The sequence below is a fragment of the Bacillus sp. AR4-2 genome, assembly GCF_008274865.1.
Lineage (GTDB): Bacteria > Bacillota > Bacilli > Bacillales > Bacillaceae_G > Bacillus_A > Bacillus_A cereus.
The window spans coordinates 3,832,261-3,846,807 of the sequence record NZ_CP031062.1; the positions used below are offsets into that span (position 1 = coordinate 3,832,261).

Sequence of the window (14,547 nt, forward strand, 5' to 3'; positions counted from 1 at the left end):
ACATTATTTTAGTTATTCCTTGCCATTCCGCCAAAAATTTTCATTTTTTCACTAATGCTGTAGAAAACTAATAGCCTTCCGACATTCTTTTTCAAAGGAAGTCCTCATAAAAGATTGAAATGATATATACGATACTTTTTGGGGAGGAAATATGATGGAAGCTACCTATAAAACGAAAGATGTCACGAATAAAACAGGCATCCCAAAACATATAGTTCGCAAATATAGTCAACTGTTAGAGGAACATGGTTATATGATTTCCAAAACAGCTGATGCTCGTATTTATAAACTTGATGATTTAAAATTATTGAAATCTATACACGAAAGAGCTGCTACATTACAAGAAGATATTTCAGAAACGATACCGATTATTTTAAAAGAAAAAGAGGCCCCACCTGTACCAGTTATACAAGATAAGCAAGAGATACAAACGAAAGAAAAAGAAGATGGGCGTAACTTTGAGGAGTTCATGTTAAAACTTGAAATGCTAGCTCAATTAAATGAGGCAATTATTCATCAAAATTCTACTTTAATTACACAAAATCGTTTAAAGGATGAGAAACTAGACGAATTGATGCAACAAGTTTATGTAAAAGAAGGCTCTCAAGAAAAAATGCTTCAAGAGTTAGTCGATCACGCCGCTCAAACAGATGCACTGCAAAAAGAAAAGATGGACTTATTAATGAATCATATGTATAAACGAGAATCCAAACAGGAAGAAAAAATGAATAAACTTGTTAGTCAAATTTATAATAAAGACAGTAACCGTGATGCACAGCTTATGCAAGTTATTCGAGAAATTCAAGAAACAAAAAGAATGGTTGCTGCCTCAAAAGAGCAAAGCTTCTTTCAATCATTTAAAAGTTTATTTAGCCGAGCAAAACAAGAAAAAACAAATGAATAAACAATATAAAATAAAAAGTTACCTTTCATCGGTAACTTTTATTCCTTATTTTGTACAGCTGGTAATATAATAATTGCTTCAGTGCCTTTTCCACTTTCACTCTTATATTCCAATGTACCATTATGCGCTTGTAAAATACTAAATGTTACCATAAGTCCTAATCCTGTCCCTTTTTCTTTTAAAGAATAATATGGTTGCCCAAGCCTTGCTAACTGTTCTTTCGTCATACCAACACCACTATCTTTAACTCTTATTATGATTGTTTCATCTTTTTGAATAGCTGTTACTTTTAAATATCCTTTATTTCCTTGAATTGCTTCAATACCATTTTTAACAACATTCATAATGGCTTGCTTCAATTTTGTCTTATCACCAATCGTATAAAGACTTTCTGAAATTTCAACTTGTAAATATACACCTTGCATCGCTGCAAATGACGACATAAGAGTGGTCATTTCTATTAATTGGGCTGATAAACAAATGTGTTCTTTTTTCTCAATTTGTGGCCTTGCTAAATTTAAGTAATCTGAAATAATTTGTTCCGCCCGATCCAATTCAGCTAATACGAGACGCATATAATCCTTATTCTTCACATCTTCCGTACTTTCTAGCAATTGGATAAATCCACGAACAACAGTTAGTGGATTTCGAACTTCATGTGCCACACTTGCTGCTAACTCACTTACAATATTAAGCTTTTCTGATTTTTGCATCTCTGTACGTAGCAATGCATTTTCATTTAAATATTCAGTTAAATACACCTGGAATACCATTGTCATGACCATGATAAGCGAGGCAAATATAAATCCGCTATATATTTGCGAAATATACGGTGTAAATCCTGTTTCCAAAAGAACATTAATCATGCCTAATACTAAAGAAACAAGCACATAAAATGATGAAATCATAAATGCTAAAATTAATTTCTTATCCCTTGAAAAAAGAGACCATTTCTTTGATAAAAATAGCGGAACTATCAATAAAAATATTACTTCTAAAACTGGAAGAAAGCTCATTCCCTTTAGTAACCATTCGTATGCAACAAAAATAACCGCTGGGATTAAACCAACAATCCCACCATATAAAAAACCACTGACAATTGGAATGGGATGAAAGTTATACCCACACACATTGCCAAAACAAATAGAGTATGTCATGGAGAGAACGAGCGTAACGCTAGATAAAAACATAATAAAGTAACGATTTGGCTTCGGAGGCATTTCTTGATAGCGATTTAAACGAATCGCTTCATATAAAAATAGTGGCAAAATTATGATGGCAATTTGAATCAATAAATCACGGATAAGCTCCATAACCTCTCATCCCCTATATGTATTTTGATATGATTATATCATTTTATAGGTGTATTTGTTTTAAAATTTTGATTTTTCTTAACATATTTGTTAATTCTTTGTTAACAACTCATAATAATTGTTACAGATTTTCGAAATGATTGTAAACCCTGTACCAAATTTCCTTCGTGCAGTATACAATGAATACGGATTACAAAGAAAATATAAAAATACTTTTTTAGACGGACAACTATAGCAAAATACAGCATATAATCCATACTATCTATGTTTACAAATAAGTGATCATTACTTTAGTAGGAGGAAGATAAATATGGCGGGTACTACGCTTGTTTTAAAAGAAGAAAATTTGGTTGTTCTAGAAAATGTTGAAAAATCAGTATATGAAGAGTTACAGCATAAAGCGGGAGAAGAAAACTGCACATGTGCTGTGAACGAATCAGTTGTTCACCTTGGCAAGGTATCCTCTGTACTCTGGAATGAAGATGAAATAGATTGGGAATACGGATATTAAAAAGTCGCTTATAGCGGCTTTTTTTCTCTTTTCTCTCTCTTTCTAAATAACATATACAAAGCGTAATCATAGAAAATATGATAAAATGAACTTAATTTTCAAACGGAAGAAAGGGAGATACAATGGAACAATTCATTAACCCTAGAGTGAAGGATATCCAAATTTCTGGAATCCGTCAATTCTCTAACATGATTCAAAACTATGATAATTTGATTTCTTTAACAATTGGACAACCCGATTTCCCTACACCTTCTCTCGTGAAAGAAGCGGCAAAACGGGCTATTACAGAAAACTATACAAGCTATACACATAACGCTGGTTTATTAGAATTACGTAAGGCAGCTTGTAACTTCGTAAAAGATAACTACGATTTACATTACTCACCTGAAAACGAAACCATCGTTACAATCGGTGCTAGCGAAGCAATTGATGTTGCATTCCGAACGATTTTAGAGCCAGGAACAGAAGTAATTTTACCTGCTCCTATTTATCCAGGTTACGAACCCATTATTCGATTATGCGGTGCAACGCCTATTTTTGTAGATGTTCGTGAAACTGGATTTCGTTTAACAGCTGAAGCGCTTAAAAATGCTATTACAGAAAAAACAAGATGTATCGTACTACCGTATCCTTCTAATCCAACTGGTGTAACTTTATCCACAGAAGAATTAAAAGATATTGTAGATGTTTTAAAAGATAAAAATATTTTCGTCCTTTCAGATGAAATTTATAGTGAGCTTGTATATGAACAAAAGCATACATCTATCGCACATTTCCCAGAAATGCGTGAAAAGACAATTGTCATTAACGGTTTATCTAAATCACATTCTATGACTGGCTGGCGTGTTGGACTTTTATTTGCACCAAGCTATTTAGCAGGACACATATTAAAAGTTCATCAATACAATGTAACGTGTGCTACTTCAATCGCTCAATACGCTGCAATTGAAGCATTAACAGCAGCTAAAGACGCACCAAAAATGATGCGCCACCAATATAAAAAACGCCGTGATTACGTATATAATAGACTCACTCAAATGGAATTAACAGTTGAAAAGCCAACAGGTGCATTTTACTTATTCCCATATGTTGGTCATTTGACATCTTCATCATTTGATTTTGCACTTGATCTTGTCAAAGAAGCGGGACTAGCTGTAGTTCCTGGAACAGCATTCTCTGAATACGGTGAAGGCTACCTTCGCTTGTCCTATGCGTATAGTATCGAAACTTTAAAAGAAGGCTGCGACCGATTAGAAGCCTTTCTAATGAAAAAAGCTAAGAGTTAAACTCTTAGCTTTTTTATGCATAATGATCACAAGTTTGACGTTTTAGTAATTTATGAGGAATAATGATACACTTTGCAGTGGATTCTGCATTCTCTACTTTATCAACTAAAGCTTTTGCTGCCTCATATCCTAGCTGATAAATATTCACATCAACTGTCGAAAGTGGAGGGCTCGCAATTTCTGATAATAAAGCATTATTAAAGCTTACAATAGAAACATCTTTCGGTACAACGAATCCTTTTTTAGAAAGAGCACTTAACACACCAAGTCCAATTAAGTCATCGGTTGCCATAATTGCCGTTGGCGGTTGCTGCAGTCCCATTAATTCCTCAACAGCTTGTTGACCACTTTCCCTCGAAAAATCAAAATGTAAAATATATTCTTTTGGTAATACAATGTCTGCTAATTTCAAGGCATCACTCATACCAGCTAAACGATCTCTCGTTACAAGTAAATCTGATCCACCACCAATGAACGCGATTTGCTTATGCCCTAATGAAATTAAATATTCTGCCACTTCTCTTGCAGCTGTATAATTGTCATTATCTACATATGTAATTTCATCTTTTCGATCATATGGTTTTCCTATTAAAACAAACGGGAAATTTTGTTCATGTAAATATTGAATAATCCGATCATTCTCCCTTGAATATAAAAGAATAATGCCACCAATTTGGCGTCCCTGTACCATCTTTACGACACCATTAAAAATTTCCTCTTCCGTTTCACCTGTCGACATGTAAAGCGCATAACCTTCTACGTGTGCAAATGAACTAATCCCTCTTATAACTTCTGGGAAAAATGGATTTTGAAAAGCTTTACTTGCAGAACTTGGCATAACAAGACCAAGTGTTTTCGTCGTTTGGTTCGCAAGATTTCTCGCATTTAAATTGGGATGATACCCTAATTCACTCATCACTTTCCTAACACGGCGCTTTGTCTTTTCACTTATACTTGGATTATCAGCAATTACACGAGAAACTGTTGATGGTGCCACATTCGCTTGCTTCGCCACATCTTTAATTGTAACTGTCATAAAAATCCCCCTCCTCTCATTTCTCTGCCATTTTTCATATATTTTATCTCGCACTCATTGCAAGTCATAAACTTTCATTTCTTATATCTTGCAAAACTAATCCTATTCTCCCTCTTCATGTATTGTAAGGGATATAGCTATTTTTTCCTATACTATAATATACTATTTATTTCACTTCTTTTCACATGTGATGTCAAATCTCTTTTCATCTCCCTATAAACTTATTTATAGGGAGATGAAAAGAAAAATGGGACGTAATGTCCCATTTTTCATCCTTTTGTACCTCCAGCTGTTAAACCAGAAATAAAGTATTTTTGTAGTGATAGGAATAAAATTGAAATTGGGATCGCAATTAACACAGAACCCGCTGCAAACGTTGTAAATTCATTACCGAATTTCTTCGCAACCATTTCATATAATCCAACTGCTAAAGTATAATTTTCTGGTGTTCGCAAAATAATACTCGCTAAAATGAAATCTGTAAATGGACCAATGAAAGTAAATAACGCTACAACCGCTACGATTGGCTTTGCAAGTGGCATAATGATTTGCCAAAAAATACGAAAATGCCCTGCTCCATCCATTCGAGCTGATTCATCTAGTTCTTTCGGAATCGTATCAAAATACCCTTTCATAAGCCATGTATTCATCGGAATAGCCCCGCCTACATAAATCAAAATTAATGCAAGGTGTGTATCAATTAATCCTGTTAATTGAGCTAATACGTATAAAGCAATTAACGCTGCAAAGTTTGGAATCATTTGCAGAATTAAAAATGTTAATAAACCATTTTTTCTTCCAACAAAACGATATCTCGAAAATGCATAAGCAGTAAAGCTAATTGCTAACACTGAGAAAATCATCGTTAAAACACTTACTTTTAATGTGTTTTTATACCATAGTAAGTAATTACTATTCTCTAGATCTAATAACTTACGATAATGATCTAACGTTGCATTTTGTGGAATAATACTTGATCCAGATAAACTATCACCCGGATTAAACGATGAGCCAATAATCCATAATAACGGATAGAAAATGATGGCACACATTACGAAAATAACTAAATAACTTAATGAGAGACGTAACATCTTCTGTCTTTTAATATTCATTTACATCATATCCTCTTCTTGGAATGATTTTGTTCTCTTAAATTGCCATAACGCAACTGTAATAACAATTAACGATAATATCATTGTAAGAGCTGCTGCTTTTCCGTACTGCGCTGAAGTCATCGTTAACTTATAAATCCATGAAATTAAAATATCCGTTCCACCTGCGTCTTGTCCAGCTACAGCAGGACCTCCACCATTAAATAGATAGATGATACTAAAGTTATTAAAGTTAAACGTATATTGCGTAATTAATATTGGCGCTGTTGCATATAACACAAGTGGCAATGTAATTTTGCGGAACTGTTGCCAAGCAGTTGCTCCATCTACTGTAGCCGCTTCATATAATTCTCCCGGAATCGATTGCAGTATACCTGTTGTCATCGCAAAGATAAACGGGAACCCAAGCCACGTTTGAATCATAATTAAAGCAATCTTCGCCCAAAATGGATCTGTCATCCAAGCAATCTTTTCAATTCCGAATAAAGCTAATACTTGATTGTTAATCGCTCCGAATGTTTCATTAAACATACCAGAGAAAACAAGAATAGATACAAATGCTGGAACCGCCCACGGTAAAATGAAGATTGTTCGAATAATCGCCTTTCCTTTAATACCGGGCTGATTTACGATAATCGCTAAGAAAATACCAAGTGCAACTTGTAATGTTGTTGCAACGAATGTCCAAATGACAGTCCAAGAGAATACACTTACAAATGTCTCTCTCCACATCGGTAAAGTGAAAATATCAATAAAGTTTTTAAAGCCCACCCAATCTACTAATTTAGCTGGAGGAGAATGATATAAATCATAGTTTGTAAATCCAATTAAAATTACGAAGATGATTGGAAATACGACAACAAAGATAAGTAGTAGAAAACCTGGTGAAACCATTAAATAAGGAAAACCTTGATCTAACAAATTACGATATTGCTCTTTTACAGAATTTAACGGTGTTCCGCTATCACGTTTCTTTCCATTTTGGTATGCATCATATAAGTTAAATGCATATATGCCTAGCCCAAAAGCGATAACGATAAGGGCCAAGATTCCTTCTACTAATAGAAAGACAGAATGGTCACGTGGAACTTCTGTACCAAGCGTTACAATACCCCATAATCCCATATTTAATAAATCAGCAAAGGCTACAATAAAAGAACCTGTTAATACTAGAAAAATAAGACCTTTTACAAATTGTTTATTATACATTTGGCCCACGCCTGGAATGATTGATAACATGGTTGCCATTTTCCTATGCTTTGAATGGTTTAACCCATTTGCTGGTTCCATAGATGTTTGCATGTTCCTTCCCCCTTTTTTCTTCCTACATGGAAGGGAGAGAATTCGTGCCTCTCATATTAGAGGCACGAATTTCACCTTATTTTTTCTTGTTATGATTTGCCTCAATATTACCTTTAATTTGTTTCACTGCACTATCAAGCGCCGCTTTTGGTGCCTCTTTATCTGTAACAACTAATTGAAGCGCATCTCCAGCTGGTTTCCAAACTTCTTGCATTTCTGGAATGTTTGGCATTGGAATTCCATTTTCAGATTGCGTTGCAACTGCTTTTGCAGCTTCGTTATCTTTAATAATTGGATCTTCCATTACTGATTTTACTGGAGGAATTTCTTTTGTTTTCTCAAATCGAATTTTTGCGTTTTCTTCATTTGTTACCCACTCAGTGAATTTTGTAGCTAAATCATTTTGTTTAGAGAAACTTGTTACATGCCATCCTTTAACCCCAACAAACGTTTTCATTGGTTGACCATTTGGTAATTTCGGCATTGGAGCAACGCCATAATCAATCCCGTTCTTTTCCATTGCTTGGAACGCCCATGGGCCATTCATGATAGAAGCTGCTTTTCCTTCATTGAATAGTCCATCAGCAGCAGGCCCACCTGATTCACCGATAATACCTTTTGGGAATAATTTTTCCTTGTACCATTTTTGAAGATATTCAGCACCTTGTACTGCTCCGCTATTATTTAATCCAACATCACTTGCATTTGGCTTTCCATCTTTTTCACCAAATACATAACCGCCCATACCTGCCATGAATGCATTAGCAAAGTAGAAGTTATCTCCTAATGCTAAAAATCCGTACTTGCCATCTTTCGTAAATTCTTTTGAGAAGTTAAACAGCTCGTCCATCGTTTCTGGCGCTTTTGGCATTAGTTTTTTATTGTAAATAAAGACTGGTGTCTCAATTGCTTTTGGTAAACCATATAATTTTCCATTATATGTCTGTGCTTCTATTGATGAATTAGTAAATTTACTCTTTACAGCATCATCTGCTTTCACTTCAGAAAGTAAACCTTCTGTTACTGCATTTCCGATTTGATCGTGTGGCAATGTTACAACATCTGGTCCAGTCCCCGCTGGCCCATCAAGGCGTAACTTCTTCACTTGATCTGTCATTTGCATTTCAACAACTTTTACTTTTACTTTATATTTTTCCTCAAAGCTTTTCACTGCTGGTTCTAAACCAACACCTTTTTTATCATCTTCCCAAACAAGAAGATCATAGTCTTTTTTCGCTTTACTTTCCTCTTTTTTCCCTGAATCTTTCGGCCCACATGCAGATAACATACCAATAGATAATGCTGAAACCGTTAATAATGATAATGCTTTCTTCATCCCAAAAACCTCCCTAAATTGTCTATGTACCTCAGTAACTGAAAACGTTTGCATTTAATAGTTTAATTGAAGCGCAAACAATATCTCAATCCATGAAAACGTTTGCGCTATTTGTCTATCATTATACATTCTTTTATTCATTTTGCAAATATTAATTTAAAAATTATGTCATTATACTCTTTATACATTGACTTTATATGAAATGAATACTACTCTTATAAGCAATATTAAAGCTACGAGAAAGGCAATCGTTTGCAATATAGGCTTTATTATTACACTTAAGGGAATACTATGTATAGAGATATTGAAGGGGGATTTTCTATATGTTTAAAGAAGCCATTTATCATAGGCCGAAAGATAATTATGCATACGCTTATGATGAACAAACAATTCACATCCGAGTACGTACTAAGAGAGATGATATTCAAAGCGCCGATCTTATTTACGGTGATCCTTACGAATGGAAAGACGGGAAATGGATATCAGCAAGTACACCCATGAAAAAAACGGGTTCTACTGCATTATTTGATTATTGGTCCATTTCAATCGAACCAAAATTTAAGCGCTTACGTTATGGGTTTGAATTAAAATCTGAAACAGACACTCTTATTTATGCAGAGCGAGGATTCTTTTCTAGCATTCCAAATGATGATGTTGGTAACTTTTTCTGTTTTCCATTTATTCATGCAGATGATGTATTCAAAGCACCATCTTGGATTAAAGACACCATTTGGTATCAGATTTTCCCTGAGCGATTCGCTAATGGCGATAGTACGCTGAATCCAGAAAACACCCTCCCTTGGGGAAGTGCGAATCCAACTCCAACTAACTTTTTCGGCGGAGATTTTTCTGGTGTTATTCAAAACCTTGATTACCTTGTTAAGCTTGGCATTTCCGGAATATATTTCACACCTATTTTCAAAGCTCATTCAAACCATAAATATGACACAATTGACTATATGGAAATTGACCCACAATTTGGGACGAAAGAAACTTTTAAAGAGCTCGTTGAAGAATGTCATAAGCACGGTATAAAAGTAATGCTCGATGCTGTGTTTAATCATAGTGGATACTTTTTCGAGAAATTTCAAGACGTACTAGAGAATGGTGAGAAGTCCGCATATAAAGAGTGGTTCCACATTCATGAATTTCCGATTATAACAGAACCACTTCCAAATTATGATACTTTCGCCTTTACACCGTATATGCCAAAATTAAATACAGCTCATCCAGATGTAAAAGAATACTTACTTGAAGTAGGACGTTATTGGGTACGAGAATTCAATATAGATGGCTGGCGCCTTGATGTCGCCAATGAAGTCGATCACAACTTTTGGAGAGAATTCCGAACTGAAATAAAGACACTAAATCCTGAAGTATATATTTTGGGAGAAATTTGGCACGATGCCCTTCCGTGGCTACAAGGCGATCAATTTGATGCTGTCATGAGCTATCCTGTTACAAACGCTCTACTTTCTTACTTTGCTAACGATTCCATTAAAGCAAGTGAATTCATGAAGCAAATTACAGAATCTCTACATTCCTACTCTATGAATGTAAATGAAGCAGCATTTCATTTATTAGACAGCCATGATACTCCAAGAATTTTAACAACATGCAACGGAGATAAAAATAAGTTGAAATTGCTCTATGTATTCCATCTTTCTTTCATCGGCTCTCCTTGTATTTATTACGGAGATGAAATTGGTATGGATGGCGGCATGGACCCTGATTGCCGTAAATGTATGATTTGGGATACTAAAGAACAAGATCATGCATTATTTACCCATATACAAACATTGATTTTATTACGGAAACAACATAAAGCATTTGGAGGACATGGTACTTTTCAATTCATCGAAGCAAATGATGAACATAATTATATTTCTTATACGAAAACATATGAGGATGAAACTATCTTTTTCGTTTTAAACCCTACTAATAGTGAAGTTACAGTTTCACTCCCTCTTCATGTTACTGGTAAGAAAATAATTAACATTTATACAAACGAAGAATTTTCAGCAGAAGCAAGTGTATTACAAGTTACACTTCCTCCATATGGATTCTCCATATTAAAATGGTAATCCAAAAAAGCCTTATGCCAAGTTTGAAGTGGCATAAGGCTTTTTCTTATTTCAATTTGAACACTATCGCTTCATACGGACGTAATGGAATGTTATCTATTGATCCGATTTCTACATCGTAATTGTGTATAAATAACTCTGATTCACTATAACTAATATCCTTAGGCATTTCAAATACACTTTCATCCGCAGTAAAGTTTGCAATGACAAGTAGTTTTTCATCTCCATATGTTCTTACATAAGCAAAAATAGAAGGGTCATTATCTAATATTAAATCATATGATCCATACACAACTATTTCATTATTTTTGCGTAGTTCAATTAATTTCTTATAGTAATAAAAAATTGAACCTTCATCTTGGATTGCTTGTTTCACATTAATCTCTTTATAGTTAGGATTTACAGTAATCCAAGGTTCACCTTTTGTAAATCCAGCGTGATTCTGATTATTCCACTGCATCGGAGTTCTAGCATTATCACGACCCTTTATATAAATAGATTCCATTACTTTTTCTATATCTTCACCATGGTCTATCACTTTTTCTTTATACATATTTAACGTTTCAATATCTCGATATTCATCAATTGATTGGAACCGAACGTTCGTCATTCCGATTTCCTCTCCTTGATAAATATATGGCGTTCCTTTCATCATATGAAGAACTGTCGCTAACATTTTTGCTGATTCAATGCGATACATTCCATCATTACCAAAACGAGATACAACGCGAGGCTGATCATGATTATTCCAATAAAGGCTATTCCATCCGGTATGCTCTAATGCTTTTTGCCACTTTGTTAAATTCTCTTTTAAAGTAAGAAGTGAGCATGGTTTTACATCCCACTTTCCACCTTCTCCTGAATCTAAATCCATATGTTCAAATTGGAATACCATTTGCAATTCTTTTCGTTCTTCTCCAGTATACAATTTCGCTTCTTCTGTCGTTACACCAGGCATTTCACCAACCGTCATAATATCATAATGCGATAATACTTCCTCATTCATTTCATGTAAATATTTATGAATGTTTGGACCGTTCATAAAATGCTTATGACCTGAAACATACCCCTCTTCTTCTGTTTCAACAGCTGGTAATCCCTCTTCTTTAGAAATAAAATTAATAACATCCATACGGAAGCCATCAATTCCTTTTTCTAACCAAAACTTCATCATTTCATAAACATCTTGTCTTACCTTTTCATTATCCCAATTTAAATCTGGCTGTTTTTTAGAAAACAGATGTAAATAATATTCATCTGTCATTTCATCATACTGCCATGCTGATCCACTAAACGCTGCTCCCCAGTTATTCGGCTCTTTTCCTTCTTTTCCAGGGCGCCATATATAGTAATCTCTATATTTATTATCTTTTGATTTACGTGATTCAATAAACCAATTATGTTCATCCGAAGTATGATTAACAACTAAGTCCATCATAAGTTTCATATTACGTTCATGCATTTCATGTAATAGCTCATCCCAATCTTCCATTGTTCCGAACTCGTTCATAATTTTACAATAATCGCTTATATCATAACCATTATCATCATTTGGAGATTCATAGACTGGTGATAACCAAATCACATCAATCCCTAACTCTTTTAAGTAATCTAGCTTTGAAATAATCCCTTGAAGATCTCCTATACCATCACCATTACTATCCATAAAGCTACGAGGATAAATTTGATATACTACACTTTCTTTCCACCATTGTTTTTCCATTATGCTACCCCATTTCATTCATCATTCATTTTTCTCTTTTTTAAGGCGCAAACGTTTTCATTAATGAATGATAACAGATTCTATCTCAATTTAAAATAGCGGTTACAATTTTTATTGTTCTTTTTCTAAGAAAACATATGAAAACCACTAATAAATCTCCAATAAATGAAAACGTTTTATTTTTTTATTTATTTTTTGAATCTATTCGTTTATAATGAACTCAAAGAAAACGTTTGCATAATTATTTCTAGGGGGAAATACCATGGCAGAACTTAAATTAGAAAACATTTATAAAATATATGATAATAACGTAACAGCTGTAACTGATTTTAATTTACACATTCAAGATAAAGAATTTATTGTATTTGTCGGTCCTTCTGGATGCGGAAAATCTACAACATTACGAATGGTAGCTGGACTTGAAGATATTTCAAAAGGCGAGTTTTCAATTGATGGTAAACTAATGAATGATGTTCCTCCAAAAGATCGAGATATCGCTATGGTATTCCAAAACTACGCTCTTTATCCACATATGAGTGTATATGATAATATGGCATTTGGATTAAAACTTCGAAAAATACCAAAAGATGAAATCGATCGTCGTGTGAAAGATGCAGCAAAAATTTTAGGACTTGAACAATATTTAGATAGAAAACCGAAAGCATTATCAGGTGGACAGCGCCAACGTGTTGCTTTAGGTAGAGCAATCGTTCGAGATGCAAAAGTTTTCTTAATGGATGAACCATTATCAAACTTAGATGCTAAACTCCGTGTTGCAATGCGCTCAGAAATTTCTAAGCTACATCATCGTCTTGGAACAACAACAATTTATGTAACACATGATCAAACAGAAGCAATGACTATGGCTTCGCGTCTTGTCGTTATGAAGGATGGAAAAATCCAACAAATTGGAACTCCAAAAGAAGTATATGAAACACCAGAAAACATTTTCGTGGGTGGATTTATCGGCTCACCAGCTATGAACTTCTTCCGTGGTAAATTGACTGAAACCGATTTCGTTATAGACAATACTATAAAAATTAAAGTATCTGAAGGAAAAATGAAGATGCTACGTGAACAAGGCTATGTAAATAAGGAAATTGTTTTAGGTATTCGTCCAGAGGACATTCATGATGAACTACTATTTTTAGAAGCTTCACAATCTACTGCCTTCACAACAAAAATTGAAGTTGCTGAGTTATTAGGTGCTGAATCCATTTTATATATGAAACTTGGGAATCAAGATTTTGCGGCACGTGTAGATGCAAGACATACGTTTTCACCTGGTGACCAAATTAAATTAGCATTTGATATGAATAAAGCGCATTTCTTTGATAACCAAACTGAACAACGTATTCGCTAAAAAATTTATCTTTACTATACACATACAAAAAACCGTCCACATATATTGAGGGCGGTTTTCATTATTATACTAGGGCTTCTACTGTATGAAATGATTGTCCTTTCGTGCTAATAATACCGAAAATCGGTAAATCACTAAGCACCACTTCTTCTTGCTGTTTCATAAAAGATGACGTTAATTGTTTTATCTCTATCCAAACGTCATTAATACAAAGTACATTGGAATCGTTCTCTTGTTGGCGAGAAAAAATAGAATCTATTTTATATAAACCAGCATTTTGAAAAAGCATATCAATGCGACTGAATGCATTCAAAGTAATGCTAATAACGCGTTGCCAATCTCCTTGCTTTCCCATATCATAGGATACAAAAAGTGCTTCTCCGCCTAGATTCATAATTTCCTCCACTGTTGCTTGTCCACTCTCTTGATCAATGTCCGTCACAATAACTTTTGCGCCTTGTTTAGCCAACAAAAGAGCTGTATTACGTCCAATACCGATGCCACCGCCAGTTACGATAGCAACTTTTCCTGCAAGCTTCATTTTCATTACCCCTTCTATAAGTCTTACCGTCATTCA

General features: G+C 34.4%; 12 protein-coding genes. 5 read left to right on the forward strand and 7 right to left on the reverse strand.

What is annotated here, in order from left to right:
• The first annotated feature begins 154 nt into the window (after positions 1 to 154).
• Positions 155 to 904: a DUF3967 domain-containing protein gene (locus DN399_RS19645; RefSeq protein WP_000388471.1), complete on the forward strand. Its 750-nt coding sequence runs from the start codon at positions 155 to 157 to the stop codon at positions 902 to 904.
• A gap of 38 nt (positions 905 to 942) precedes the next feature.
• Here the strand turns inward: DN399_RS19645 and kinB are convergent, their stop codons facing one another.
• The gene (gene kinB / locus DN399_RS19650; RefSeq protein WP_000420369.1) at positions 943 to 2,217 is read right to left on the reverse strand and encodes a sporulation sensor histidine kinase KinB; all 1,275 of its coding nucleotides are present in this window, start codon (positions 2,215 to 2,217) and stop codon (positions 943 to 945) included.
• A 310-nt stretch (positions 2,218 to 2,527) separates the two neighbouring features.
• Here kinB and DN399_RS19655 point away from each other — a divergent pair, with 310 nt between their 5' ends.
• Together DN399_RS19655 and DN399_RS19660 are read left to right on the forward strand one after the other, a co-directional pair.
• A complete protein-coding gene (locus tag DN399_RS19655; protein ID WP_000929280.1) occupies positions 2,528 to 2,728 on the forward strand; it encodes a hypothetical protein in 201 nt (66 codons plus the stop codon).
• Positions 2,729 to 2,850: 122 nt separating this feature from the next.
• Positions 2,851 to 4,014, forward strand: coding sequence for an aminotransferase A (locus DN399_RS19660; protein WP_000434577.1), 1,164 nt, complete (start codon positions 2,851 to 2,853; stop codon positions 4,012 to 4,014).
• Between the two features lie 13 nt (positions 4,015 to 4,027).
• Here DN399_RS19660 and malR read toward each other — a convergent pair whose 3' ends face one another.
• From malR to DN399_RS19680, 4 genes are all read right to left on the reverse strand, one after another.
• The gene (gene malR, locus DN399_RS19665) at positions 4,028 to 5,050 is read right to left on the reverse strand and encodes a maltose operon transcriptional repressor MalR (protein WP_000219053.1); all 1,023 of its coding nucleotides are present in this window, start codon (positions 5,048 to 5,050) and stop codon (positions 4,028 to 4,030) included.
• Positions 5,051 to 5,319: 269 nt separating this feature from the next.
• Entirely contained in the window at positions 5,320 to 6,162 is an 843-nt protein-coding gene (malD, locus tag DN399_RS19670) for a maltosaccharide ABC transporter permease MalD (protein ID WP_001022608.1), read from the reverse strand.
• Positions 6,163 to 7,464 carry a maltosaccharide ABC transporter permease MalC gene (gene malC / locus DN399_RS19675; RefSeq protein ID WP_001194996.1) on the reverse strand — a complete coding sequence of 434 codons (1,302 nt, stop codon included), beginning with the start codon at positions 7,462 to 7,464 and terminating at the stop codon, positions 6,163 to 6,165. It lies immediately after the preceding gene.
• A 76-nt stretch (positions 7,465 to 7,540) separates the two neighbouring features.
• Positions 7,541 to 8,800 carry an extracellular solute-binding protein gene (locus tag DN399_RS19680; protein WP_000709923.1) on the reverse strand — a complete coding sequence of 420 codons (1,260 nt, stop codon included), beginning with the start codon at positions 8,798 to 8,800 and terminating at the stop codon, positions 7,541 to 7,543.
• Positions 8,801 to 9,123: 323 nt separating this feature from the next.
• Between DN399_RS19680 and DN399_RS19685 the strand changes: the two genes are divergently transcribed.
• Positions 9,124 to 10,884, forward strand: a complete 1,761-nt coding sequence (locus tag DN399_RS19685; protein WP_000471782.1) for an alpha-glycosidase — start codon at positions 9,124 to 9,126, stop codon at positions 10,882 to 10,884.
• Positions 10,885 to 10,930: 46 nt separating this feature from the next.
• On the opposite strand, the gene malL is transcribed toward DN399_RS19685, so the two are convergent.
• Positions 10,931 to 12,607: an oligo-1,6-glucosidase gene (gene malL / locus DN399_RS19690; RefSeq protein ID WP_006928171.1), complete on the reverse strand. Its 1,677-nt coding sequence runs from the start codon at positions 12,605 to 12,607 to the stop codon at positions 10,931 to 10,933.
• A gap of 262 nt (positions 12,608 to 12,869) precedes the next feature.
• On the opposite strand from malL, the gene DN399_RS19695 reads away from it, so the two are divergent.
• The gene (locus tag DN399_RS19695; protein ID WP_000818931.1) at positions 12,870 to 13,970 is read left to right on the forward strand and encodes an ABC transporter ATP-binding protein; all 1,101 of its coding nucleotides are present in this window, start codon (positions 12,870 to 12,872) and stop codon (positions 13,968 to 13,970) included.
• A gap of 64 nt (positions 13,971 to 14,034) precedes the next feature.
• Here DN399_RS19695 and DN399_RS19700 read toward each other — a convergent pair whose 3' ends face one another.
• Positions 14,035 to 14,544, reverse strand: a complete 510-nt coding sequence (locus tag DN399_RS19700) for an SDR family NAD(P)-dependent oxidoreductase (protein ID WP_000218410.1) — start codon at positions 14,542 to 14,544, stop codon at positions 14,035 to 14,037.
• Positions 14,545 to 14,547: the final 3 nt, after the last annotated feature.